The organism is Escherichia albertii (genome assembly GCF_028622335.1).
Taxonomy (GTDB): Bacteria; Pseudomonadota; Gammaproteobacteria; order Enterobacterales; family Enterobacteriaceae; genus Escherichia; species Escherichia albertii.
Genome location: NZ_CP117568.1, coordinates 689,259 through 712,823, shown reverse-complemented (window position 1 = coordinate 712,823; position 23,565 = coordinate 689,259). Strand labels below are relative to the sequence as shown.

20 protein-coding genes and 2 tRNA genes are annotated in these 23,565 nt (G+C 50.0%); 12 read left to right on the top strand and 10 right to left on the bottom strand.

The features are described 5' to 3' along the window. Nucleotides 1–278: 278 nt before the first annotated feature. From fumD to ydhT, 7 genes are all read left to right on the top strand, one after another. On the top strand, nucleotides 279–488 hold the full coding sequence (gene fumD / locus PS053_RS03410; RefSeq protein ID WP_256878960.1) for a fumarate hydratase FumD: 210 nt from the start codon (nucleotides 279–281) through the stop codon (nucleotides 486–488). A 447-nt stretch (nucleotides 489–935) separates the two neighbouring features. Beyond that, entirely contained in the window at nucleotides 936–1,562 is a 627-nt protein-coding gene (locus PS053_RS03405; RefSeq protein ID WP_059227377.1) for a ferredoxin-like protein, read from the top strand. 20 nt (nucleotides 1,563–1,582) lie between these two features. After that, a complete protein-coding gene (locus PS053_RS03400) occupies nucleotides 1,583–3,685 on the top strand; it encodes an aldehyde ferredoxin oxidoreductase (protein WP_256878961.1) in 2,103 nt (700 codons plus the stop codon). A gap of 12 nt (nucleotides 3,686–3,697) precedes the next feature. After that, complete coding sequence (locus PS053_RS03395) at nucleotides 3,698–4,348, top strand: YdhW family putative oxidoreductase system protein (RefSeq protein ID WP_000509962.1); 651 nt, start codon at nucleotides 3,698–3,700, stop codon at nucleotides 4,346–4,348. 63 nt (nucleotides 4,349–4,411) lie between these two features. Further along, nucleotides 4,412–5,080: a 4Fe-4S dicluster domain-containing protein gene (locus tag PS053_RS03390; protein ID WP_000011155.1), complete on the top strand. Its 669-nt coding sequence runs from the start codon at nucleotides 4,412–4,414 to the stop codon at nucleotides 5,078–5,080. Beyond that, on the top strand, nucleotides 5,077–5,862 hold the full coding sequence (gene phsC / locus PS053_RS03385; RefSeq protein ID WP_001070020.1) for a thiosulfate reductase cytochrome B subunit: 786 nt from the start codon (nucleotides 5,077–5,079) through the stop codon (nucleotides 5,860–5,862). Before PS053_RS03390 ends, phsC begins: the two co-directional genes overlap by 4 nt. Nucleotides 5,863–5,865: 3 nt before the next feature. Continuing rightward, the gene (gene ydhT, locus PS053_RS03380; protein ID WP_044710005.1) at nucleotides 5,866–6,678 is read left to right on the top strand and encodes a protein YdhT; all 813 of its coding nucleotides are present in this window, start codon (nucleotides 5,866–5,868) and stop codon (nucleotides 6,676–6,678) included. A gap of 63 nt (nucleotides 6,679–6,741) precedes the next feature. Here the strand turns inward: ydhT and PS053_RS03375 are convergent, their stop codons facing one another. The 3 genes from PS053_RS03375 to PS053_RS03365 all read right to left on the bottom strand — a co-directional run bounded on the left by PS053_RS03375 (nucleotide 6,742) and on the right by PS053_RS03365 (nucleotide 7,313). Further along, complete coding sequence (locus PS053_RS03375) at nucleotides 6,742–7,047, bottom strand: monooxygenase (RefSeq protein ID WP_000212669.1); 306 nt, start codon at nucleotides 7,045–7,047, stop codon at nucleotides 6,742–6,744. A gap of 108 nt (nucleotides 7,048–7,155) precedes the next feature. Beyond that, a tRNA-Val gene (locus PS053_RS03370) sits at nucleotides 7,156–7,232 on the bottom strand. A gap of 4 nt (nucleotides 7,233–7,236) precedes the next feature. Then, nucleotides 7,237–7,313: transfer RNA gene (locus PS053_RS03365), tRNA-Val, on the bottom strand. A gap of 302 nt (nucleotides 7,314–7,615) precedes the next feature. On the opposite strand from PS053_RS03365, the gene PS053_RS03360 reads away from it, so the two are divergent. Continuing rightward, nucleotides 7,616–8,872 (top strand): AIDA repeat-containing protein, encoded by a 1,257-nt coding sequence (locus tag PS053_RS03360; protein WP_256878962.1) that lies wholly within the window; start codon nucleotides 7,616–7,618, stop codon nucleotides 8,870–8,872. A 39-nt stretch (nucleotides 8,873–8,911) separates the two neighbouring features. On the opposite strand, the gene mdtK is transcribed toward PS053_RS03360, so the two are convergent. Beyond that, nucleotides 8,912–10,285: a multidrug efflux MATE transporter MdtK gene (mdtK, locus tag PS053_RS03355; protein WP_001174928.1), complete on the bottom strand. Its 1,374-nt coding sequence runs from the start codon at nucleotides 10,283–10,285 to the stop codon at nucleotides 8,912–8,914. A 215-nt stretch (nucleotides 10,286–10,500) separates the two neighbouring features. Between mdtK and PS053_RS03350 the strand changes: the two genes are divergently transcribed. Next, nucleotides 10,501–11,142, top strand: a complete 642-nt coding sequence (locus tag PS053_RS03350) for a riboflavin synthase (protein ID WP_000493957.1) — start codon at nucleotides 10,501–10,503, stop codon at nucleotides 11,140–11,142. A 45-nt stretch (nucleotides 11,143–11,187) separates the two neighbouring features. On the opposite strand, the gene cfa is transcribed toward PS053_RS03350, so the two are convergent. Both cfa and punC read right to left on the bottom strand, forming a co-directional pair. Next, a complete protein-coding gene (gene cfa, locus PS053_RS03345) occupies nucleotides 11,188–12,336 on the bottom strand; it encodes a cyclopropane fatty acyl phospholipid synthase (RefSeq protein ID WP_000098884.1) in 1,149 nt (382 codons plus the stop codon). A gap of 291 nt (nucleotides 12,337–12,627) precedes the next feature. Continuing rightward, nucleotides 12,628–13,839 (bottom strand): purine nucleoside transporter PunC, encoded by a 1,212-nt coding sequence (gene punC, locus PS053_RS03340; protein ID WP_059220091.1) that lies wholly within the window; start codon nucleotides 13,837–13,839, stop codon nucleotides 12,628–12,630. A gap of 112 nt (nucleotides 13,840–13,951) precedes the next feature. Between punC and punR the strand changes: the two genes are divergently transcribed. Continuing rightward, entirely contained in the window at nucleotides 13,952–14,884 is a 933-nt protein-coding gene (gene punR / locus PS053_RS03335; RefSeq protein WP_000269485.1) for a DNA-binding transcriptional activator PunR, read from the top strand. Here punR and purR read toward each other — a convergent pair. Continuing rightward, nucleotides 14,881–15,906: an HTH-type transcriptional repressor PurR gene (gene purR / locus PS053_RS03330; protein WP_000190979.1), complete on the bottom strand. Its 1,026-nt coding sequence runs from the start codon at nucleotides 15,904–15,906 to the stop codon at nucleotides 14,881–14,883. The two genes, punR and purR, sit on opposite strands and share 4 nt — an antisense overlap. A 298-nt stretch (nucleotides 15,907–16,204) precedes the next feature. On the opposite strand from purR, the gene cydH reads away from it, so the two are divergent. Further along, complete coding sequence (gene cydH / locus PS053_RS03325; RefSeq protein ID WP_000102278.1) at nucleotides 16,205–16,294, top strand: cytochrome bd-I accessory subunit CydH; 90 nt, start codon at nucleotides 16,205–16,207, stop codon at nucleotides 16,292–16,294. 291 nt (nucleotides 16,295–16,585) lie between these two features. On the opposite strand, the gene sodB is transcribed toward cydH, so the two are convergent. Both sodB and mepH read right to left on the bottom strand, forming a co-directional pair. Then, entirely contained in the window at nucleotides 16,586–17,167 is a 582-nt protein-coding gene (sodB, locus tag PS053_RS03320) for a superoxide dismutase [Fe] (protein ID WP_000007275.1), read from the bottom strand. A gap of 127 nt (nucleotides 17,168–17,294) precedes the next feature. Continuing rightward, complete coding sequence (gene mepH, locus PS053_RS03315) at nucleotides 17,295–18,122, bottom strand: peptidoglycan DD-endopeptidase MepH (RefSeq protein WP_000101161.1); 828 nt, start codon at nucleotides 18,120–18,122, stop codon at nucleotides 17,295–17,297. Nucleotides 18,123–18,456: 334 nt separating this feature from the next. Between mepH and grxD the strand changes: the two genes are divergently transcribed. Further along, a complete protein-coding gene (grxD, locus tag PS053_RS03310) occupies nucleotides 18,457–18,804 on the top strand; it encodes a monothiol glutaredoxin 4 (RefSeq protein WP_000108172.1) in 348 nt (115 codons plus the stop codon). Nucleotides 18,805–18,854: 50 nt separating this feature from the next. On the opposite strand, the gene PS053_RS03305 is transcribed toward grxD, so the two are convergent. Next, complete coding sequence (locus PS053_RS03305) at nucleotides 18,855–23,480, bottom strand: ATP-dependent helicase (RefSeq protein ID WP_256878963.1); 4,626 nt, start codon at nucleotides 23,478–23,480, stop codon at nucleotides 18,855–18,857. Between the last annotated feature and the right edge of the window lie 85 nt (nucleotides 23,481–23,565).

Genomic DNA, 23,565 nt, shown 5'->3' with positions numbered 1-23,565 from the left:
AACAAAAACAGCGTTTCAAAAAACACTCATGCTTATACACAGTAAATTGTTATCAAAGATTTAACGTTTCCGGTAATAGATTGCGCAAAACTATTGCTATTTGCGCAACGGGGTAGGGCGGAAGGCATGACAGCGGCAAACCAGAATGTGAATATATCATGACTTAATTGATGTAAATAAAATAATCCATCGAGTTATTTGTTTGATTTTATTTGTTTTTTGTTTAACTGGATAGACTGATATATGCTGATAGTTGGTACGATAAATGGGTGAAAATAATGAGCGACCGGACAAAAGATGACGAACTGTACCGCGAAATGTGCAGAGTTGTGGGTAAAGTCGTGCTGGAGATGCGCGATCTGGGACAAGAGCCCAGGCACATTGTCATCGCGGGAGTATTGCGTACGGCGTTAGCCAATAAACGCATTCAACGTGGCGACCTGGAGAAGCAGGCGATGGAAACGGTGATTAACGCATTGGTGAAATAAACGTTCAGGGAGGCGCTCAATGCGTCATCCCTATTTTTTATTTAAGCGTTTTATGATTTCTTTTTTTCATAAATAGCAATAAGGGAAATCATATGAGTTTCGGTATGTATTTAATTTTATAGCGAGGGCTGTATTTTCTCTTTCTGGAATGTGCGTCACAAATAATTGTTGATTAAGGAAAATTAATTTCAAATGATAATAGATATCACTCCATCTTAAATTTCCCGCTTTCAAATCTTAATTGATAACGATCAATGTTACGCCCTCAGAATAATTACATTATTTTTTTACCTAACCATAATGGATTGGTTTATTTGCGTTAAAAGATATCTCATACGCTATCGGGTTAGGACAAAAAATCTGGTGTTGAAGGCATAGTCAGCAGCGTATTAGCGTTCCCGACTGTTGAATTGTCAGCACTGTGTTTGCGAAGAGGATGCGAAATAAATGAACCCGGTTAATCGTCCATTATTAGATATTGGCTTAACGCGACTTGAATTTTTGCGTATATCAGGAAAAGGCCTTGCAGGTTTAACTATTGCACCTGCGTTACTGTCACTTTTAGGCTGCAAACAGGAAGATGTCGATAGCGGCACTGTAGGTTTAATAAACACACCTAAAGGGGTTCTGGTTACCCAGCGAGCGCGCTGCACGGGTTGCCATCGCTGTGAAATCTCGTGCACAAACTTTAACGATGGCGCGGTTGGCACCTTTTTCTCCCGTATCAAAATCCATCGTAATTTTTTCTTTGGCGATAAAGGGCCTGGTTCTGGGGGCGGCCTGTATGGCGATCTGAACTATACCGCTGACACCTGCCGCCAGTGTAAAGATCCGCAATGCCTGAAGGTTTGCCCGATTGGTGCGATTACCTGGCAGCAGGAAGAGGGATGTATAACCGTCGATCATAAACGTTGCATTGGTTGTAGCGCCTGTATCACTGCGTGTCCGTGGATGATGGCTACCGTAAATACTGAAACTAAAAAATCGTCGAAATGTGTGTTATGCGGTGAATGCGCAAATGCCTGTCCGACAGGGGCGTTAAAAATTATTGAGTGGAAAGATATTACTGTGTGAATCTTGCAAAGGAAAACATCATGGCTAACGGTTGGACAGGCAATATATTAAGGGTCAATCTCACGACAGGAAATATTACCCGCGAAGATTCCAGTAAGTTTAAAAATTTTGTCGGTGGTATGGGCTTTGGCTACAAAATTATGTATGACGAAGTGCCGCCCGGCACCAAACCTTTCGATGAAGCAAATAAATTAGTTTTTGCTACGGGACCGTTAACGGGCTCCGGCGCACCTTGTAGTTCACGTGTAAATATCACCTCACTTTCTACCTTTACCAAAGGTAATTTAGTCGTTGACGCCCATATGGGGGGATTTTTTGCCGCGCAAATGAAATTCGCCGGATACGACGTCATTATTATTGAAGGTAAAGCGAAATCACCCGTCTGGTTAAATATTAAAGATGACAACGTCACCCTCGAAAAAGCAGATTTCTTATGGGGGAAAGGGACGCGGGCTACCACGGAGGAAATTTGTCGTTTAACCAACCAGGAAACCTGTGTGGCGGCCATTGGTCAGGCGGGAGAAAACCTGGTGCCGCTCTCTGGCATGCTGAATAGTCGTAACCACAGTGGCGGCGCAGGAACTGGCGCAATAATGGGCTCCAAAAACCTGAAAGCGATTGCGGTTGAAGGGACAAAGGGGGTCAACATAGCCGATCGTCAGGAAATGAAGCGCCTCAATGACTACATGATGACCGAGCTTATCGGCGCTAATAACAACCATGTGGTGCCGAGTACGCCGCAATCCTGGGCTGAGTATTCAGATCCCAAGTCACGCTGGACGGCACGTAAGGGCCTGTTTTGGGGCGCTGCGGAAGGTGGGCCGATTGAAACGGGCGAGATCCCGCCAGGTAATCAGAATACAGTGGGTTTCCGCACCTATAAATCTGTCTTTGATTTAGGTCCGGCGGCAGAAAAATACACTGTTAAAATGAGCGGCTGTCACTCTTGTCCAATCCGTTGTATGACCCAGATGAACATTCCGCGGGTTAAGGAGTTCGGCGTGCCCAGTACCGGCGGTAATACCTGTGTCGCCAACTTTGTCCATACCACTATCTTCCCAAATGGCCCCAAAGATTTTGAAGATAAGGACGATGGTCGCGTCATTGGTAATCTGGTTGGTCTGAATCTGTTTGATGACTACGGCCTGTGGTGTAACTACGGACAACTGCACCGTGACTTTACGTATTGCTACAGCAAAGGCGTGTTTAAACGCGTTCTTCCTGCCGCTGAGTATGCGGAAATTCGCTGGGATCAACTGGAAGCGGGTGACGTTAACTTCATCAAAGATTTTTATTACCGTCTGGCGCATCGCGTCGGCGAGCTTAGTCACCTGGCCGATGGCTCTTATGCTATCGCGGAGCGCTGGAATTTAGGCGCAGAATATTGGGGCTACGACAAAAATAAACTCTGGTCGCCATTTGGCTATCCGGTACACCATGCCAATGAGGCGTCGGCGCAGGTTGGTTCTATCGTTAACTGTATGTTCAACCGTGACTGCATGACGCACACGCACATCAACTTTATTGGCTCCGGTTTGCCGTTGAAATTGCAACGTGAAGTCGCAAAAGAGTTATTTGGTTCTGAAGATGCCTATGATGAAACCAAAAACTACACGCCAGTCAATGACGCGAAAATTAAATATGCCAAGTGGTCGCTGTTACGCGTTTGTTTACACAATGCCGTCACCTTATGCAACTGGGTCTGGCCAATGACTGTTTCGCCGTTGAAAAGTCGTAATTATCGGGGCGATCTTGCGCTTGAAGCAAAATTCTTCAAAGCGATTACTGGCGAAGATATGACCCAGGAAAAATTAGATTTAGCTGCTGAACGTATCTTTACGCTACATCGCGCCTACACGGTGAAACTGATGCAAACCAAAGATATGCGTAATGAGCACGATCTTATCTGCTCATGGGTATTCGACAAAGATCCGCAGATTCCGGCGTTTACCGAAGGCACTGACAAAATGGAGCGGGACGATATGCGCGACTCGCTTACGCTGTTTTACAAAGAAATGGGCAGGGACCCGCAACTGGGTTGCCCAACGCGGGAAACATTGCAGCGATTGGGACTGGACGATATTGCCGCCGATCTGGCTGCGCACAACCTGCTACCGGCATAAGGAATGGGTGATATGGGCCATCAGGATGTGTTGCCGATACAGGAAGTTAGCGAAATTGATGAGGCTAAGCGTCAATGGTTACACAGTATGCGTCAGCCCGATGCCCCAGTGGACGAAGACGTAGCAGAGCCGGAGCCGACCGAAATTCTGGCGGCGTTTATCCGCCAGCATTCGGTCGCGGGTCAACTGGTTGCTCGAGCCATGTTCCTGTCGCCGCCATATTCGGTTGCTGAAGAGGATCTTTCTGCTTTGCTGGAAAGCATACGCCAGAATGCAGACTACGCGGATATCGTCTGTATGACGGGTAGCAAAGATGATTATTACTACTCCACGCAGACCATGAGTGAAAACTATACCGCGATGTTGCTGCAGGTTGTGGAGCAGGACATCTGTCGGGCCATTGCGCATGCAGTTCGCTTTGAGTGCCAGACGTATCCGCGTCCATACAAGGCAGCCATGTTGATGCAAGCACCATATTCCTTTCAGGAAGCGCAGATTGACGCTGCACTCTCTGCGATGGATATCGCCCCTGAATATGCTGATATACGTCACGTAGAGTCATCGACAGCAGTATTGTACTTGTTTAGCGAGCGGTTTATGAGCTATGGCAAAGCTTATGGCTTATGCGAATGGTTCGAGGTTGAGCAGTTTCAGAATCCCTGAGATTTCAGGGAGATATCATGGACAGAGTGGACAGTCGCAGCCACAGCATTAGAGGATAATCAGATGTCCTTCACTCGACGCAAATTTGTTCTGGGGATGGGAACAGTAATCTTTTTTACTGGATCAGCGCCGTCTCTGTTAGCGAACGCCAGGCAAGCAGAAAAAGTTCGGTACGCCATGATTCACGATGAGTCACGATGCAATGGTTGTAATATTTGCGCTCGGGCATGTCGCAAAACGAACCATGTACCGGCGCAAGGGAGCCGTTTGTCTATCGCACATATTCCTGTCACCGATAACAATAACGAAACGCTGTATCATTTCTTTCGCCAGTCCTGTCAGCACTGTGAGGATGCTCCCTGTATTGATGTTTGCCCGACAGGGGCATCGCGGCGCGATGAGCAAGGGATCGTGCGAGTGGAAAAATCGCAGTGCATTGGCTGTAGTTATTGTATTGGGGCTTGTCCGTATCAGGTTCGATACCTTAACCCGTTGACCAAAGTGGCGGATAAATGTGATTTCTGCGCCGAGACCCGGCTGGCAAAAGGCTTTCCGCCCATTTGTGTCAGCGCTTGCCCGGAACATGCCTTGCTCTTTGGTCGTGAAGATAGCCCAGAAATTCAGGCATGGTTACAGGAAAATAAATACTATCAATATCAACTGCCGGGCGCAGGAAAGCCGCATCTGTATCGTCGGTTCGGTCAACATTTGATTAAAAAGGAAAATGTATGAACCCGTCGCAAAATGCCGAACAGTTTCAGAGCCAGTTAGCGAACTATGTGCCACAGTTTTCTGCGGAGTTCTGGCCCGTGTGGCTGGTGATTGCCGGGCTGCTGCTGGTTGGAATGTGGCTGGTGCTGGGATTGCATGCCTTGCTTCGTGCCCGTGGCGTAAAGAAACCTTCCTCTGATCATGGTGAGAAGGTTTATCTCTACAGCAAGGCTGTCAGATTATGGCACTGGTCGAACGCGTTACTTTTTTTGTTACTGCTGGCGAGTGGGTTTATCAACCATTTTGCACTGGTCAGCGTTACGGTCGTCAAAAGTCTGGTTGCGGTTCATGAGGTTTGTGGGTTTTTGTTGTTGGCATGTTGGTTTGGCTTCGTTCTGATTAATGCCGTTGGCGGTAATGGTCATCACTATATTATTCGTCGTCAGGGCTGGCTGGGACGAGCGGTTAAACAAACGCGATTTTATCTGTTTGGCATCATGCAGGGGGAATCACATCCTTTTCCGGCGACTGCGCAGTCTAAATTTAATCCGCTACAACAGGCGGCTTATTTGGGCGTGATGTATGGACTATTGCCATTGTTGTTATTAACGGGATTACTTTCTCTCTATCCGCAAACTGTAGGCAGCCTTTTTCCCGGCGTAAGATACTGGTTATTACAAGCGCATTTTGCCCTGGCATTTATGAGTTTCTTTTTTATCTTCGGCCATCTCTATCTTTGCACGACGGGACGCACACCGGGCGAAACCTTCAAATGTATGGTAGATGGTTATCATCGGCATTAACGGATGATCATTACGCGAACGGATCTACGGGAGTGGTGCATCGGGGCAGTAATGTACCGATGGTTTCTACGTCGCTTCCCTGAGGGGGGAGGTTATGCCGATATTCACCATGCGCTGATCGCTGAAGGCTTTACTGACTGGGCGGACAGTCTGGTTGAGTACGCATGGAAAAAATGGCTGACGGACGAAAATTTTGCCCGTCAGGATATTTTCGCGATGCAAAAGTTGGCTAACGAGCCTGAGGAAAATGTATTTTGCGGTCAGTTTGCCAGTGCGGATGATAACGCCCGAACAGGATGTTGCGACGATAACGTCAGAATAGTTACCGCAGGGTATGCAGCGCAAATTGCCAGTATGGGTTATAGCGTGCGGATGGGCAGTGTGGGCTTTAACAGCCATATTGGTAGTTCAGGAGAACGTGCTCGCGTGGCGGTGGCGGGTAATTCAACACGGATCAGCAGTGCCGGAGACAGTAGCCGTATTGCGAACAGCGGAATGCGGGTACGCGTATGCACATTGGGTGAACGGTGCCATATCGCCAGTAATGGCGATATGGTGCAGATAGTCAGTTTTGGCGCTAGCGCGAAGATTGCCAATAGCGGTGACAATGTCCACATCATTGCCAGTGGTGAAAATTCAACAGTTGTCAGCACGGGCTCGGTGGACTCAATTATTCTCGGACCGGGCGGCAGTGCAGCGCTGGCATATCATGACGGGGAAAGAGTTCGCTTCGCTGTTGCCATCGAAGGCGAGGATAATATTCGCGCCGGAGTCTGCTACCGCCTCAATGAGCAGCATCAGTTTGTTGAGTGCTGATACCTCCTCAATTCCTGGGCAAACCGTCAGCGCCAGGACATAACAAGGTTGTCGGGGAAAAGATCAGGAGAGCTTTGCCTGATTGATTTGACTCAATGACGTATTGACGTCAAACACTTTGGCAATCACTTCATTGACGCCGAGATGTTTCAGGCGGGCTGTATGTTTGTCCAGATAGGCAAGAGCGCTTTTCTCATCAGTAAAAAGATAGATCCCACCGGCTTCGTGGTTTTTCTCACTTTCCGTCCACACCTTCCACAAGAAACCGGGTTCCTGGTTAATCGATTCGGCAAGCGGTTTAAGCTGTTCTGCCATTTCGTCGCCAAAGGGACCATTAAAGGCAAAGTGAAGTTGTAATAAAGTTGCCATTGTTATTTTCCTTCTGATAACACGTACAGAAACAGTGTAAATCTTTTAACGCGTTGAATACAGAAGATAAATAGAGGAAAAAGAAGAGGAGACCAGACTAAGATAATCTGGTGCGTCCGAGTGGACTCGAACCACCGACCCCCACCATGTCAAGGTGGTGCTCTAACCAACTGAGCTACGGACGCAATATGGTGCGTTCAATTGGACTCGAACCAACGACCCCCACCATGTCAAGGTGGTGCTCTAACCAACTGAGCTATGAACGCAACGTTGTAGGTGACAACGGGGACGAATATTAGCGACAGAGTGGGAAGGTGGCAAGAGGCAAAATGTAATTTTCTTCGGTATTTCGACCGTTTGCAGAGCTTTTAAGCAAATTGGCTATATTTTGTTGATTTTCAAGGGGGGGCTCAGGGTTATATTTACATTTGCTGCTATCAAATACTTCGCTCATCTGGATGTATGCAGGGTGGTTTGCCACGATCTCAATTCTATCGTGGATTAATCCGTCATAGCCTTTACACTTAGTTAGTGATAAGGGCACACAGATGCAGCAAAGGAATAAATCATGGGATCTGATGCAAAAAATTTGATGAGCGATGGGAAAGTACACATTGTTCATGCTGGCGAAGTTATTAGTGCGACTCAACTTACCGATGGCGAGTTGATTGTCGAGGCGGGCGGAAGAGCAGAAAACACTGTAGTAACTGGCGCCGGTTGGCTGAAAGTGGAAGCCGGCGGTGTTGCCAAAGGTACGCAATATGCCAATGATGGCACGTTGTCAGTAAATGATGGCGCAATTGCTACTGATATCGTCCAGTCTGACGGTGGGGCATTAAGCCTCTCAACGCTTGCCACTGTTAATGGTCGCCATCCTGAAGGTGAGTTTAGCGTTGATCAAGGCTATGCCTGCGGTTTATTGCTGGAAAATGGCGGCAATTTACGTGTTCTGGCTGGTCACCGGGCAGAAAAAATCATCCTCGACCAGGGCGGTGGTCTGCTGGTCAACGGGACAACGTTTGCAGCCGTGGTAGATGACGGCGGTGAATTGCTGGTTTACCCAGGCGGGGAGGCCATCAATTGTGAGATTAATCACGGCGGCGTCTTTATGCTGGCAGGAAGAGCCAGTAATACAAGCCTTACGAGCGGCGCTATGAATAATCTGGGGGGCGAAGACCAAAATACGAATGTTGAAAACGGAGCGGTTTATCGCCTGGGAACGGATGGCCTACAGCTCTATAGCTCCGGTAAGACTAAAGATCTGACCGTTAACGCCGGAGGTCGGGTTGAAATTCATGCCGGAACGCTGGAAAACGCGGCAATCAAGGGCGGCACAGTGATTGTGATGTCACCGACCAGCGCAGACGATAAGTTTGTCGTAGAAGAAGATTGTGCGCCGGTTGAGTTAATGGGCAGAGTTACCGTACAAGAGGGGAGCTCTTTGATTATCGGTTACGGCGCTGACTTACAGCAGTCAACAGTGACAGTCCAGCAGGGCGGTGTGTTGATTCTCGACGGAAGTACGGTAAAAGGTGACGATGTCACTTTTCGTGTTGGTGAGTTAAATCTTGATGATGGAACGGTGTGGCTGATCACTTCGGCGGCAACGCGTGTGCAATTGAAAGTGAAACGCCTGCGCGGAAAAGGAACGGTTTGCCTGCAAACCAGTGCGAAAGAGATTTCACCAGAGTTCATTGGTGTGAAAGGGGAAGTGAGCGGCAATATTCACGTCGAAATAACAGACGCCAGCCGGCAACCTATCTGCGCCGCGCATAAATTGCAGCCGGATGCAGACGGTATTGGCGCTACTCTCCAGCCTGCGTAAAAAATAAGGCGCAATCGTTGCCGATTGCGCCTGTCTTTATTAGCGTGCTGCGCGTTGCAGAATCGTTGCTGACGGCAAACGTTGCAGGAAACGCATACGCAACATCATCATGATGGCCGCCGACGTCAGACCGATGATAAAGCCGATCCAGAAGCCTGCAGGTCCCATTGGTTTAACCACCAGATCGGTCAGTGCCAGAATGTAGCCGCTCGGCAGGCCCAACACCCAATACGCGATAAAGGTGATATAGAAAATAGAACGCGTATCTTTATAACCACGCAAAATCCCGCTGCCAATTACCTGTATAGAATCAGAAATCTGATACACCGCCGCCAGCAACATTAAATGCGCTGCCAGCGTTACAACTTCAGGATTATCGTTATACAGCAGGGCGATTTGCTCCCGCAGTGATACAGTAAAGATCGCTGTTAGCGTCGCCATACAAACGCCAACCATAAGCCCGGTCCGTGCGGCGGTTTGTGCATCTGATGTTGAACCCTGACCCAGACGGTAACCTACGCGGATAGTAACCGCCGCCGCCAGCGACATTGGCAGAACGAACATCAGCGAGCTGAAGTTCAGGGCAATCTGATGGCCTGCCACATCAACAATACCGAGCGGAGATACCAACAGTGCCACTACCGCAAACAGCGTCACTTCAAAGAATAGCGCCAGCGCAATAGGTAAACCAAGTTGTACCAGTCGTTTCATTACTGCCGGATCAGGTCTGGCGGTACCTGTTTCGTTACGAATATCACGCATTGAGCGTGCGTGTTTAATGTAGGAAAGCATGGCGAGGAACATCACCCAGTAAACAGCCGCAGTTGCTACGCCACAACCGACGCCGCCGAGTTCCGGCATGCCAAAATGGCCATAGATAAAGATATAGTTCACCGGAATGTTAACCAGCAGGCCAATAAAGCCCATCACCATTCCTGGCTTGGTTTTTGCCAGTCCTTCGCACTGGTTACGTGCGACCTGGAAAAACAGGTAGCCAGGCGCGCCCCACAGCAACGCACGCAGATAACCTACCGCTTTGTCTGCCAGCGCTGGATCGATATTTTGCATAGAGCGGATAATATAGCCCGCATTCCACAGCACCAGCATAATGAGTACGGAAACAAAGCCAGCCAGCCAGAAGCCTTGTCGCACCTGATGCGCAATACGTTCACGTCGCCCGGAACCATTTAGTTGGGCAATGACCGGCGTTAACGCCAGCAACAGGCCATGACCAAAAAGAATTGCCGGAAGCCAGATAGAGGTACCGATAGCGACCGCCGCCATGTCGGTAGCGCTATAGCCGCCAGCCATAACGGTATCGACAAAACCCATCGCGGTTTGGGCGATTTGCGCGAGAATCACCGGGATAGCTAATGCTAATAACAGACGCGCTTCATTGATATACTTCTGCACGTAAACACCTTTTATATTGTTGTTATATGAGAGACTAAAAAGCCGCCTGAATGGGCAGCAAAAAGAAGAAGCAGGGGAATTCCGGTCTATTGTAGCGAGGATTTATTAATTCTCCAGTGAAAAAATAGCCATTCTGATCCCTTCACTGGTAAGGGCGTTTTCCACCTGCTATTGTGCTGAACAGAATATCTTAACTGAATTCAGGAGTTGTAAGTATGTTTACGGGGATTGTGCAGGGCACCGCTAAACTGGTGTCGATAGATGAGAAACCCAATTTTCGTACCCATGTGGTGGAGTTACCCGACCATATGCTGAATGGACTGGAGACGGGGGCGTCTGTGGCGCATAACGGTTGTTGCCTGACCGTAACGGAAATTAATGGCAACCGCATCAGTTTTGATCTGATGAAAGAAACGTTGCGGATTACCAATCTTGGTGATTTAAAGGTTGGAGATTGGGTAAACGTGGAACGCGCGGCTAAATTCAGCGATGAAATTGGCGGGCATTTAATGTCAGGTCATATTATGACCACCGCAGAAGTAACGAAAATATTAACTTCGGAAAATAATCGTCAGATCTGGTTCAAAGTGCAAGATACGCAATTGATGAAATATATCCTGTATAAAGGATTTATTGGTATCGACGGTATTAGTCTGACGGTAGGCGAAGTGACGCCAACCCGTTTCTGCGTGCATTTAATTCCAGAAACGCTGGAACGTACTACGCTCGGTAAGAAAAAACTTGGCGCACGGGTCAACATCGAAATCGATCCGCAAACCCAGGCGGTGGTAGATACGGTGGAACGTGTACTGGCGGCGCGGGAAAACGCTATGAATCAGCCGGATACTGAAGCCTGACTTTAAGATGAAATCGCCCCCAGAGCGGGGGCGATAAAATAACGCTTAGCGTGCGACACGGAGGCCGTTTTCAACCCCGCGAGAGAACACCACCTGCCAGAGCTGAATATCACGCGCACGGAAAGCGCCTGCGCAAGCATTCAGATAATAGGTAAACATTCGTTTAAAGCGTTCACTGTAATTATCAGCAATTTCAGGCCATGCAGCGAGGAATCGCTCATACCAGGCCATTAATGTGGTGTCATAGTCGGCGCCGAAGTTATGCCAGTCTTCCATCACAAAGTGAGGTTCGCTGGCGCGTGCAATCTGTCGAACAGATGGCAGGCAACCGTTCGGAAAAATATATTTATTAATCCACGGATCAACATTTAGATCTGTTTTTTTCGACCCGATAGTATGCAGCAGGAAAATACCCTCCGGCTTCAGATTACGATCCACAACCTCAAAATAGGTATCGTAATTCTTCGGTCCGACGTGCTCGAACATCCCAACAGAAACAATGCGGTCAAATTGATCGTTCAGATCACGATAATCTTGCAGCAAAATGGTGACATCCAGACCTTTGCAGCGCTCCTGGGCCATTTTCTGCTGTTCAGCAGAAATCGTGACGCCAACCACGCTCACGTCATATTTGGACGCCATATAGTGCGCCAGTCCGCCCCAGCCACAGCCAATATCCAGCACACGCATGCCCGGTTTTAACTGTAACTTTTCACAGATCATTTTGAGCTTCGCTTGCTGGGCAGATTCCAGATTATCGGCATCTTTCCAGTAAGCGCAGGAATACTGCATGAAGGGGTCCAGCATACGGCTGAATAAATCATTGCCAAGATCGTAATGCTCTTTACCGACTATCCAGGCACGTTTTTTACTTTGTAGATTGAAGAGACGCGCGGCAGCGATGCGCAATGTGTCCTTGAAATGATGAGGGAGTTGGTTTTCGAGACCTGCGCGTAAGACCTTGCTAAAAAACATATCCAGTCGGTCACATTCCCACCAGCCATCCATATAACTTTCGCCTAACCCCAGCGAACCTTCCTGCAGAACGCGTTTAAAAAAATCGGGGTTTTTAACACGAATATCTGCCGGGGCAGGGCCGTTAATCGCAATGCCTGCACGGCTGAGTAATTCGTTGGCGATACGATACCAGTTGTCATCCGGTACACTGACTTCTTCTATACACGATGAACTCATAGTTTCTCCATCACTGGTCGGTGATCAGAACCTTAAAACAGCGTAGACGCTTTTTTGGCTTTGTGAGAAATCCCGCAGAAAAAAACCGCGAGTCTATAATCCGACGTAGAACAGAGGGAAAGGAGGAACCCTTGCCGAAATGACCATCCATAGTGAGTCGGGAACACTCCTGTCCCCGTAAAAACATAATATTTATCGTAATCTTAACAACCGGAATTTAGTATAGGCCGCTAATTTCAATCATACAACAAAATTTTGTTAGCAGCCTAATCATAAAGATATCGATATAGATCAATGCGATTCGCTATGAGCAGCTTCGGTGCTGCCATGAGGCTGACAGTCAGGTTCTTCGCGACGTTGCATCATATAGCCCAGGCCAACCAGGGCCACCGTTGCTAACATCACGCTGGTGGTGGTAAATAACGGCGTACTGACGCTAATAAGCCAGGAAACCACCAGACTTGCGAGGAAGCACAGTCCCAGTTGCAGCGTATTTTGCAGTGCTGCGGCGCGTCCAGTTGCATGTGGGAAGGGACGCAGCGCCTGGGCGACAACAATCGGGTAGATCGCGCCATTGGCAACAGCCATCACACAGAATGGGATCAGAATTTCGGCCAGTGAAACATGGCTAATGAAGCCAGCAGCCCAGGTTGCCACAACACTGACAGCAAACAGTACCAACAGCCATGGTAACAGTTGCTTGCCTTGCCATTTCTGCAATGCTGCACGACAGCCATAACCACCAATCAGAAACGCGATAGTTTGCGGGACATAACTTAAACCAATGACCGCCGGGCTGTAGCCCATCTCGCTAAGAATGAACGGAGAACCGGTTAGCCACGCAAAAAAACTGGCTGAACAGGCTGCATAAATCAGCACGTTTCCACGATAGATTTTAGAACGTAGCAGATCGGTAAAGGTCAGTGAATCCTGGCTATCATTACGCGTTTTCGTGGTGGGTTTAAGCCAGAAAATAGGCAAAATCAGCACCACGGTAATGGCAAACAGGGTGGCGAAAATGGCCTGCCAGGAGAAATGAACCAACAACCAGCTACCTAACAGGGGCGCCAGAGCAGGAGAAAGCCCAACCAGCGGCATGATGGTTGCAAAAATGCGATTCACTTTTTGTGAAGGATAGTAGTCCGTCACCAATGCTTGCCAGATAACTGCCGCGGCACAGACCCCAACAGCCTGTACAAAACGCAATACCAGCAGAGTGGCGGCGTTTTCTACCCACAGCATGCCTAAACTACCCAGAGCAAAAATCGTTAAACCGATTAGTAACACGGGCTTACGACCATAACGGTCAGAGAGCGGCCCCCATAGAAGCTGGGCAGCGGCGAAACCAGCAAGGAACAGACTAAGGCTGGCACTGACGGCAGACGCAGGCGTTTGCAGATCGGCCTGAATGGCGGCAAAAGCGGGCAGATACATATCGGTTGCCAGAAAACCGAGTACGCTCAAACCCGCCAGCCAGACTAAAAATCTTTTCCCAGGTTGCATGTATATTCTCTAAATTCTTCAATTAAACACCGCCGCAAAGTGTAGGGAGTGAAATTCCTGTTGTGAAACGGTAATATTTGATGACTGGTTTCAAAAATTTTGCAGGCAAACTATGTGGTCAGAATATTCTCTCGAAGTTGTTGATGCGGTAGCGCGAAATGGCAGTTTTAGCGCTGCAGCCCAGGAGTTGCATCGCGTTCCTTCCGCTGTCAGCTATACCGTGCGTCAACTGGAGGAGTGGCTGGCGGTGCCGCTTTTTGAGCGCCGTCACCGTGATGTGGAATTGACCGCTGCCGGAGCGTGGTTTTTAAAAGAGGGGCGTTCTGTTGTCAAAAAAATGCAGATCACCCGCCAGCAATGTCAGCAAATTGCCAACGGCTGGCGCGGACAGTTAGCCATCGCGGTGGATAATATTGTCAGGCCAGAGCGTACTCGTCAGTTGATCGTTGATTTTTATCGCCACTTTGATGACGTCGAGCTTCTGGTTTTTCAGGAGGTATTTAATGGCGTCTGGGATGCGCTTTCCGACGGGCGTGTCGAACTGGCGATTGGCGCGACACGAGCGATTCCGGTCGGAGGACGTTATGCCTTCCGTGATATGGGGATGTTAAGCTGGAGTTGCGTTGTCGCCAGCCATCATCCACTGGCGTCTATGGCGGGGCCGTTCAGCGATGATACGTTGCGTAATTGGCCGTCATTGGTGCGCGAGGACACCTCACGAACGTTGCCAAAACGTATTACTTGGCTGCTGGATAACCAAAAAAGACTTGTAGTGCCTGACTGGGAGTCGTCAGCAACGTGTATTTCCGCTGGATTGTGTATTGGCATGGTGCCGACGCATTTCGCCAAACCGTGGCTTAACGAGGAGAAATGGGTAGCACTGGAACTGGAAAATCCATTCCCTGATTCGGCATGTTGTCTGACCTGGCAGCAGAATGATATGTCACCAGCATTGACCTGGCTGCTGGACTATCTGGGGGACAGCGAGACTCTTAATAAGGAGTGGCTACGGGAACCGGAAGAGGCTCCCGTAGTGAACGATTAGCGACGGTAGTCGCGGAACGGGCCGTCAGCTACGGAGCGGCGTTCAATAAGGCGTGGATGAACTTCAATGGACTGCGGTTCTTCGCGTTTGTTGACGATACGATCTAACAGCATGTTGAATGCCGTTTCACCCAGTGAATCTTTCGGCTGATGGATAGTAGTCAACGCCGGGGTAAAATAACGAGCGTTGCGCACATTATCATAACCGATCAGCGAAACATCCTGCGGCACGCGCAGACCCATTTCGTCAGCGGCGCAGAGTGCGCCCATCGCCATAATATCGCCACCACAGAAGACGGCAGTAGGGCGGTGTGATTGCGACAGGATTTGCTGCATGGCGCGATAACCGGATTCCGGCTCAAAGTCACCTTGTACAATCCAGTTTTCCGGCACCTTGATCATGGCTTCTTCCATTGCCTTCATAAAGCCAGCCAGACGGCCAGCACCGGTGTTGCGCTCCAGAGGGCCAGGAATAACGCCGATTTCGCGATGGCCGCGTTCAATCAGATAGCGTCCAGCCATGTAGCCGCCTTCAAACGCGTTATCGATGACCGCATCGGTAAAATCTGCTTTTGCTTCCCCCCAGTCCATCACCACCATCGGAATATGACGGTACTCTTCCAGCATTGCCAGTAGCGGTTCTGGATACTCAGAACACATAACCAGAAGGCCATCAACGCGTTTTTGCGCCATCATCGACAGATAGGCACGCTGTTTCTCAAGATTGTTCCACGCATTACCCAGAATCAGGGTATAGCCTTTCTGGAAGCAATTTTTTTCAACTGCTTCAATAATTTCGGCAAAATAGGCCGCTTCGCTGCTGGTCGCCAGCAAACCGATAGACTTGGTGTGGTTAACCTTCAGGCTACGCGCCACCGCGCTAGGGGAATAGTGTAATTCTTTAATCGCTGCCCACACGGCATTGCGCGTTTCTTCAGCGACGAAACGTGTTTTGTTAATTACGTGTGATACAGTTGTAGTGGAAACGTTTGCTCGTTTCGCTACATCTTTTATTGTTGCCATTCCATTTCACTCCAGACCCTAACTTCAGCTCCTGCAAAATCGCAAGGTAAACGTTTGCCTTTACACACCTTACGCACAACAAAAATGTTGCGGTACGCCGAAAAAACGACACGGAGCGTCAGAAAGGGGTCAATGGCCAGTACGCAAATAGTATAAGCGTGGAATTTTGGCCGATCTTGACGAAAAGGGGAAGTGGTAAAAGCACTTATCATAATAAATGCCGGGAGATTTTTTCATCGCAGTGTGTAAAAATGCGTAATATCACTTTTTGTGTGGTAATAAGAAAGGAGAAAACTTGATGAGCACCGACCTTAAATTTTCACTGGTAACAACTATTATCGTTCTGGGTTTGATCGTGGCCGTGGGTCTGACAGCCGCGCTGCACTGATTTCCTCCCGAGGGAGCTTATGTTCCCTCACATCCTCTTTCCTTTGTTAGCAAAATGACCGAGCGTTCAGTTAATGGTTTTGTTACTGCTGATGTTTGTGTCAGCCAGAAAATGACCCGAAGCAGTTGGTGTTGCCAACAGTTAATAAAACAAAAACGCAGAAGGCGTACCTTCTGCGTTACAGGTTACTGATAAAATGCAATTTATTGCGCCGGATACACTGTTAACGCCTCATTTGCGCAGGACTGATTAGCGTAGTGCATCAGGCAATGTTGCATTTGCCATCAGTGATTATGCGGCGAGATTTTTCGCCACGAACGCCCAGTTCACCAGCGCCCAGAAGTGTTCCAGGTAGCCAGGGCGAGCATTGCGATAATCGATGTAATAAGCGTGTTCCCAGACATCAACGGTCAGCAGCGGAGTTGCATCGGTGGTCAGCGGAGTTCCGGCGTTAGAGGTAGAAACGATAGCCAGTTTGCCGTCGCTATTTTTCACCAGCCAGGTCCAGCCGGAGCCGAAGTTTTTGATGGCAGCATCAGTAAACTGTGCTTTGAAATCGGCAAAGCTGCCAAAAGACGCGGCGATAGCGTCAGCCAGTTCACCTGTCGGTTCGCCACCCGCGTTTGGCGCCAGGCAGTTCCAGTAGAAAGTGTGGTTCCAGACCTGGGCAGCGTTGTTAAATACGCCACCTTCAGAGCTACGAATAATCTCTTCCAGTGATTTACCTTCAAACGCGGTGCCTTTGATCAGGTTGTTCAGATTAGTGACGTAAGTCTGATGATGTTTGCCGTAGTGATACTCGATGGTTTCCGCAGAAATGTGCGGTGCCAGAGCGTCTTTAGCATATGGTAGTGCAGGTAATTCGAATGACATTGCTACTCTCCTTTATTATTAATTGGTATACGCACAATAGCCTTATTGTGAGTACGGATAGGGTAGCAAATTAAAAGGTGAGACAAAAGATGAACTTACCCTGTTGCCGTAACAACAGGGTAAAGTTTTAGCGAAGTGTTTTGGGGGTCATTACCCGACGAGCGCCAACATAGTGGCGCTGCCAGTAATCTTCGCTTAAAGAAGTGATTTGGATTTCCTGGCCACTGCGCGGAGACTGAATAAACTTGCCATTGCCGACATACACGCCTACGTGATCGGCGGTGCCACGGCCCTGGGTGCGGAAGAAGACCAGATCACCGTTTTTCAGTTCACTGCGATCGATTGGTGCCGCGTCGCGCAGGTGATACATTTCATTGGCGGTGCGCGGAATGCGGATCTTCACCAGATCTTTATAGGCGTAATAAACCAGTCCACTGCAATCAAAACCGGTACGTGGCGAGCTGCCGCCCCAACGATACGGCTTGCCAATTTGCTGCATCAGTTTATTCATTGCCACTTTTGTGGCTTTTTGTACTTTTGCTTTGTGTGCGTCGGCAATGGTTCCGGGTATGGCATTTTTGACTTTCACACAATGCGATTTATAACCCTTACGTTTGGTGCACTTTTCCGTAAAGCTGGCTGACGCCGTTTTATTGACAACGTGTTTGCTGCGAGTTTTGGCGTTTTTAGAAGCGGTAACGGAGGATTTTTTAACGGAAGAAGCGGTTTTGCTTTTGGTCGTACTTTTACTGGCGGCTTTTTTGGCTGTTTTCTGGCTGGCTTTATTGCTTTTCCTGGTGGTTGCCGTGCTTTTCTTTTTGTCTGCTTTTTTGGTGATATGAGTGGTGGCAGAGCTCTCCCTGGCTTGCTTGGAAGCATGGGCCATAGGCGTAAAAGGCAGGGTGGTAAAAAGTAAAGCACAGAGCGTGATCGAAATACGGTTTATCCGCGCCACTGAGCGTCCCTCTGTTAAGGCAGGTCTATCATGCCTGCGTCTGATTTACAAAACCCGATGATTCTAATGCATAGAGGAAGAGAAAGTTAATAGCTTTTATTGTTAAAAAATACGTTTCGTCGGCGAGCGCAAAAAAAAGCAGCAGCGAAAGCTAAAAATGGTCACAAATACGTCAGTTTGCAGCGTGTCAGAATAGAAATGGATATTTGGAATGCAACTTATATGGCGAAGGGATAAAATAGCAAAAGCGTGATGAAAATGTTATTTTCCGTTGCCGCACTGACCCGCTACAATGTCAGATTACTGCCGTCAAGAAGTTTGAGGAAGCAAGACAATGAGCACCACTATCGAAAAAATTCAACGCCAGATTGCTGAAAACCCGATCCTGCTATACATGAAAGGTTCACCGAAACTGCCAAGCTGTGGTTTCTCTGCCCAGGCAGTCCAGGCGCTTGCCGCATGTGGCGAACGTTTTGCCTATGTTGATATCCTGCAGAACCCGGATATTCGTGCGGAACTGCCGAAATACGCAAACTGGCCGACTTTCCCGCAGCTGTGGGTTGACGGCGAGTTGGTAGGCGGCTGTGATATCGTGATCGAAATGTATCAGCGTGGCGAGCTGCAGCAGTTGATCAAAGAAACTGCCGCTAAATATAAGTCTGAAGAACCGGACGCTGAATAATCAGCCCCGCAATACTGACGGATGTGAAATCAACATCCGTCAGAGCCTTCCTATCCCCAGTCCAGCCCCTGTGGCGAGCTGGAAAATCCCGCTCCCCGCAACAACGTAAATATTGGTGTTTGCCGCACCGGTTGATCATTCACTTCTGTCAGTGTAAAGCGCAATCGTGGTTCGCGTTGCAGCGCGGTTGCCAGCGCCTGAAAAACGTCAGGCGGTAGTAATTCATCTTTTTCCTGCCAGACCAACATTTTCTTACCGCCTTGCGCCAGATAGAGCACCAGCTTGCCGCCGTAAATGACCACCAGCGCACCGGCCCGACGCGTTGGAACCAGCGTCGCCGGATGTGCAGGCCAGGGCAGCAGATTTCCCCACACATTCGCAGGATCGTTGGCAGAGAGCGCCACTGGTGTGTATTGTTGCGGCTGTGTGGCAGATGTGACCAAATCGCGCAGACGGTCAATAGTCAGATGGTCAGCAAATTGTGCGCCCCCCAGACCGTCGACAAATCGACCGCGCATAATCCGCCCGGAATCTTCCATACTGCGGCAAAGCGTCTGCATTGATGGAAAACCGCCAGGAATATTTTCGGAAATCACTGCTTGACGGCTGATGATGCCATAGCGGTCGAGCATATTTTCCGTTAGTGCCAACATCCGTTCGGTGTCGTTCAGTGCCGCCACCTGCAATAATGACCAACGCCCGGCCAGTTTCGGTGCGTTGTAAGAAACCAGCGGCGCCACTGGCAAGGCCGCTGGGGCATAACCAGAGCGGTCCCGGCGTAATCGACCACCGCGACGTGCCGAAGAGCGGACGTTTGAACTGCTGCGAGTAAGCGCGCGCAAAGGCGCCCAGATATCGCTGGTTATCATCCCTTGCCAGACTAAATCCCACAGCGCTTCTTGTAACGCTGAAGCATCGACTTGTTGACCGCACTCTTCACGTACCCGCTGACCGATTTGCTGGGCAAACCAGGCACCGCCGCCAGCCAGCACGGCGATAATCGCTTGCTGAATGGTTGAACGTGTTGAGTCATCGCTTTTTATAACAGTAAGCGATTCTGCAGCATATTCTTGCAAATGCAGCGCTACCAGACCGTCATCGTCGCCTAATTTTTTTTGCCCGGACCAGATAACCGCACCGGTCGCCAATAGTTCATCGAGCATCTCGGGCGAATAATCGCGCACGCGGGCGGGCAGGATCTGACTTTCCCACAGCGAGGCGGGTAAACCGACGCCGGCAAGTTGTTCGATAACTCGCATGACGCCGTCCACACCTTCATAAACGCCCACTGATGCTGAGGTAAAAAGCGCCGGACTCCCATCGGTGGCGGGAAGTACGCCCTGACGTTCCAGCAATAAACGTGCATAGACGATGGCTGAAACCGGGCGTGTGGCTTCTCTGGCGGCCTGCAGCGAACGTAAACGCAGACGACGAAAAACGTCATCGCTTACCCAGACGTCTTGTTGCAGATTCATCGCCAATCCCTGTTCACGTAATTGATGGAGTTGCTCTTCGACAACAGTAATGCCGAGACCAATTTGACGGGCAAGCTGTTCAGTCGTCACAAGGGTATGGTGCTGGAGATAGCGTAAGAAGAGATCGCGAAGCGGGTGGCTGACACGGTGCTGGTAGATTTCCGGCAATGATGTCGGTAATTTTACGCCGAGGGCGTCTCGTAACCTGGCGGCATCATCCATGCAGGCCAGACACTCCTGACCAGCAATCATCGCCGGGAAGATTCTTTTTGCCGTGAGAAGATTTTCCAGATACGTCTCAATTTCTTCACGGCTGCCCGTATGTCGTTGCATCAGGTCATCAACGGTCATTGGCCCCAGCTCGCGCAGCAGGTCGAACAGACCTTCTTCTCCTTTCGCTTTTCTGTCGGGAACTCGCCGTTGCAACTCTTCTTCAACTTGACGAATCACCAGAGGATCAAGCAATTCACCAGGATTGGCTTGCCCGAGTAAATTGCGCAACAACTCACTGTCCAGAGACAGCACCGATGCCCGTCTTTCTGCCAGTGGGATATCACCCTGGTACATAAACTCCGCAACGTAACCGAACAACAGGTTAGCGGCAAAAGGCGAGGGTGTGGAGGTTGTCACATCAGAGATTTGAATTTCGCCGCCGTTCAGGCGACGCATTAGACGCTCCAGCGCGGGAAGATCATAAACATCCTGCAGGCACTCGCGCAGGGTTTCCAGAATGATCGGGAAATCGGGATATCCCCGGGCAATTTCCAGCAACTGGCTGGCGCGTAGTCGTTGTTGCCAGAGCGGGGTGCGATGCCCCGGAGTGCGACCTGGCATCAGCAATGCCCGGGCGGCGCATTCACGAAAGCGGGCGGCGAAAAGGGCTGAGCTGCCCACTGCTTCGCGGACAATTTGCAGTAGTTTTTCCGATTCAAACAGGAAAATAGCGGCGTCAGGTAGTTTGCCATCGGTGTCAGGAATACGAGCAACAATGCCGTCATCACTGGCGACGACAGAGGCGTCTGCGCCCCACAGTGCATGTATCCGCCCGGCAATTGCTAATGCCCACGGTTCATGCACTCTGCGGCCATAAGGCGAGTGCAAAATAATCCGCCAGTCGCCAATTTCATCACGACAGCGTTCGAGGACCAGATGGCGGCTTCCTGGGACAATCTCCGTAGCATTGCGCTGTTCGTTAATTAGCCCCTGAATATTGGCGCGCGTATTTTCTTCCCCCAGCCACGGAGGAATATTTCCGGCAAAGAATTCGTTATTCGCCAACTGATGGAGAAAATCGCCGATCATCTCCCCCAATTCCGCAGGACGGTCGTTACCTTCGCCACGCCAGAAAGGAAGTCTGGCAGAACGACCTGGCGCAGGGGTAACGATCACCTGGTCGCGGGTGATTTGCTGGATCCGCCATGAGGTCGCGCCCAGAGTGATAATGTCATTCACCCGTGATTCATACACCATCTCTTCGTCCAGTTCGCCGACACGCCGCGAGCCGCTCTGTTCTTCGCCTTCCGGTAATAGCACGCTGTACATGCCACGATCAGGTATCGTGCCGCCGCTGGTCACTGCCAGTAGTTGTGCGCCGGGGCGCGCGGTTAATATTCCGGTTTCCCGGTTCCAGACAAGTTTTGGTCGGAAAGCGGAAAAGTCACCGGATGGGTAGCGACCGCAGAGCATATCCAGCGTGGCGTCAAAAATACGCCGTGGCAAATCTTTCCACGGTGCAGCGCGGCGGACGCGGGCGTACCACTCATCAACGTGTAAGGCATCCATCGCAGTGGCGGCAACGGTTTGCTGCGCCAACACGTCGAGAGGATTATGCGGCGGAGTCAGATTCTCCAGTTTGCCAGCAAACATACACTCCACAATAACTGCAGAATCGATTAAATCGCGCCGGGTACGGGGGAAAAACAGTCCTTTAGAAACGCCACCAACCTGATGTCCGGCGCGCCCGATACGCTGTAAACCACTGGCAACAGAAAGCGGCGTTGCCACCTGAATGACCAAATCTACCGCGCCCATGTCAATCCCCAGCTCGAGGCTGGAGGTTGCGACCACGCAGCGCAATTCACCCGATTTCAGCGCCTGTTCTGTTATGGCGCGTTGTTCCTTAGAGACGGAACCGTGATGTGAGCGGGCAATAAAAACATCGCTGCTTTGGACGCGGTTAGAGGTTGCGCCAGTGGTCGACTCGAAATGGACCGCATCAGCGGCGATAGCCGGGGAGCGCTGTAATCGTGCGGCGTAAAGCTCATTCAGCCGAGCCGTCAGTTTTTCTGCCAGTCCGCGGGAATTAGTAAAGACAATGGTCGAGCGATGGCGCAAAACTTCATCAAGGATGCCGGTTTCAATATATGGCCAGATGGAGCCTTCTTTGCCTGCGTGGCTGTCTTCGCCAGTGCCGCTGGCGACCGATGAGACATCATCCATATTGGCGACCGGTACGACGATGCGGATCTGCGGATGCCTTGCTGCTGGAGGATTGACTACCGTAACCGGGCGGTCGCCGCCGAGAAACTCCGCGACGTCGTTAGCTGAACGTACCGTGGCAGAAAGACCAATTCGCTGTGCTGATATATTAAGTAATGCGTCAAGTCGTTCCAGACTCAATGCCAGATGTGCGCCGCGTTTACTTCCCGCCACGGCATGGACTTCATCAATAATTACCGTTTCGACGCCGCGTAGCGTTTCGCGAGCGCGGGAGGTCAGCATCAGATAGAGGGATTCTGGCGTAGTGATCAAAATATCCGGGGGATTGCGGGTTAGTTTGCTGCGTTCCTGTGCGGGAGTATCGCCAGTTCTGATACCCACACGGATGTTCACTTCCGGTTCTCCGCGCCGACGTCGCTCATCAGCGATGCCTTGTAATGGGATCTGTAAATTGCGCTGAACATCGGTACCTAAGGCCTTAATTGGCGAAATGTAGAGGATACGCGAGGTTTTATGCTGGTGTGCTTCACTGGCGGTGTCTCCGCCTTCGCGGAAAAGTCGATCAAGGGCGTAGAGAAAAGCTGCCAGCGTTTTCCCGGAGCCAGTCGGCGCAATTACCAGCGCATGTTCGCCTCTCGCCGCTACATTCCAGGTCTGTGACTGGACGGTGGTCGGTTGCCTGAATGCACGGAGAAACCAGTTGTGGGTTGCCGATGAAAAAAGGTCCGGCAGGGATGATGTGGGATTTGGGTTATCTGCCATTGGCGCTATTCCCCGTGAGTATCATACATGATGCGTGGAATAGCCTCACTATAGATGCCTGAATCATGGCATGTCATCAGGCATC

What these genes read in the sequence shown, in the direction of transcription:
- fumD (WP_256878960.1), top strand. Translation starts at nt 279, where the DNA reads ATGAGCGACCGGACAAAAGATGACGAACTGTACCGCGAAATGTGCAGA.
- PS053_RS03405 (WP_059227377.1), top strand. Translation starts at nt 936, where the DNA reads ATGAACCCGGTTAATCGTCCATTATTAGATATTGGCTTAACGCGACTT.
- PS053_RS03400 (WP_256878961.1), top strand. Translation starts at nt 1,583, where the DNA reads ATGGCTAACGGTTGGACAGGCAATATATTAAGGGTCAATCTCACGACA.
- PS053_RS03395 (WP_000509962.1), top strand. Translation starts at nt 3,698, where the DNA reads ATGGGCCATCAGGATGTGTTGCCGATACAGGAAGTTAGCGAAATTGAT.
- PS053_RS03390 (WP_000011155.1), top strand. Translation starts at nt 4,412, where the DNA reads ATGTCCTTCACTCGACGCAAATTTGTTCTGGGGATGGGAACAGTAATC.
- phsC (WP_001070020.1), top strand. Translation starts at nt 5,077, where the DNA reads ATGAACCCGTCGCAAAATGCCGAACAGTTTCAGAGCCAGTTAGCGAAC.
- ydhT (WP_044710005.1), top strand. Translation starts at nt 5,866, where the DNA reads ATGATCATTACGCGAACGGATCTACGGGAGTGGTGCATCGGGGCAGTA.
- PS053_RS03375 (WP_000212669.1), bottom strand. Translation starts at nt 7,047, where the DNA reads ATGGCAACTTTATTACAACTTCACTTTGCCTTTAATGGTCCCTTTGGC.
- PS053_RS03360 (WP_256878962.1), top strand. Translation starts at nt 7,616, where the DNA reads ATGGGATCTGATGCAAAAAATTTGATGAGCGATGGGAAAGTACACATT.
- PS053_RS03350 (WP_000493957.1), top strand. Translation starts at nt 10,501, where the DNA reads ATGTTTACGGGGATTGTGCAGGGCACCGCTAAACTGGTGTCGATAGAT.
- cfa (WP_000098884.1), bottom strand. Translation starts at nt 12,336, where the DNA reads ATGAGTTCATCGTGTATAGAAGAAGTCAGTGTACCGGATGACAACTGG.
- punC (WP_059220091.1), bottom strand. Translation starts at nt 13,839, where the DNA reads ATGCAACCTGGGAAAAGATTTTTAGTCTGGCTGGCGGGTTTGAGCGTA.
- punR (WP_000269485.1), top strand. Translation starts at nt 13,952, where the DNA reads ATGTGGTCAGAATATTCTCTCGAAGTTGTTGATGCGGTAGCGCGAAAT.
- purR (WP_000190979.1), bottom strand. Translation starts at nt 15,906, where the DNA reads ATGGCAACAATAAAAGATGTAGCGAAACGAGCAAACGTTTCCACTACA.
- cydH (WP_000102278.1), top strand. Translation starts at nt 16,205, where the DNA reads ATGAGCACCGACCTTAAATTTTCACTGGTAACAACTATTATCGTTCTG.
- sodB (WP_000007275.1), bottom strand. Translation starts at nt 17,167, where the DNA reads ATGTCATTCGAATTACCTGCACTACCATATGCTAAAGACGCTCTGGCA.
- grxD (WP_000108172.1), top strand. Translation starts at nt 18,457, where the DNA reads ATGAGCACCACTATCGAAAAAATTCAACGCCAGATTGCTGAAAACCCG.
- PS053_RS03305 (WP_256878963.1), bottom strand. Translation starts at nt 23,480, where the DNA reads ATGGCAGATAACCCAAATCCCACATCATCCCTGCCGGACCTTTTTTCA.